This is a genomic window from Bradyrhizobium sp. LeoB3, from assembly GCF_055456055.1.
Genome location: NZ_JBVBEF010000328.1, coordinates 1 through 826, shown reverse-complemented (window position 1 = coordinate 826; position 826 = coordinate 1). Strand labels below are relative to the sequence as shown.

The window sequence follows — 826 nt, the reverse complement described above, 5'->3', positions numbered from 1 at the left end:
GCGCTCGCCCGATCCGGCGCATCGCGGATCTCGCGGAGATCGGCCTTCATGTTCGGCTGCACCGACTTCGGCACCTTATTGAGCACGTTCAGGACCTTGTGCTGCCAGCAGCGCTGATGACGGGTGGAAGGAAAGAGTTCTTCCAGGGCCTTCCAGAAGCCGAGCGCACCGTCGCCGACAGCGATCCGCGGCGCGATGGACAGCCCGCGCGCTTTCAGATCGACGAGCAGTTCGCGCCAGCTCTGCGCGCTCTCCCGTACGCCGACCTGAAAGCCGACCAGTTCCTTCCTGCCTTCCGGCGTCGCACCGATGACGACCAGCATGCAGGCGGCATCCTCCTCCATGCGCGCCTGAAGATAGACACCGTCGGCCCAGATGTAGACGTAGCGCCGGGCCGACAGGTCGCGCCGTTGCCAGCGATCATAGTCGACCTGCCACTCCTCCTTCAGCCGTCCGACCACCGACGGCGACAGGTTCGGGGCATCCTTGCCGAGCAAGGCGCCAAGCGCCTCCTGGAAATCGCCGCTCGAGATGCCGCGCAGGTACAGAACCGGCAGCAGGGCATCCAGGCTCTTCGTCCGCCGTGCCCATCTTGGCAGGATCGCCGACGTGAACGTGATGCGATCCTCGCCCGAGGCCTCCAAACCCCGGTCGCGTACCTTGGCTCGCCGGACCTCGACAGGACCAATCCCTGTCTGGATCGAACGAGACGGGCCAAAGCCATGCCGGACAAGCCGGTCACGCCCATCCGGCAGCTTCAAATCGGCATGATCGCTCAGAAAGTCGGCGACCTCCGCCTCGATCGCCCGCGCAAGAAGCTGGCGTG

The 826-nt window shown here is 65.5% G+C and carries 1 protein-coding gene; it reads right to left on the bottom strand.

The window, feature by feature from the left end; all coding sequences use genetic code 11:
• The coding region (locus ACZXDY_RS46160; RefSeq protein ID WP_464350049.1) for an IS256 family transposase at nt 1-826 on the bottom strand (826 nt) is incomplete at both ends.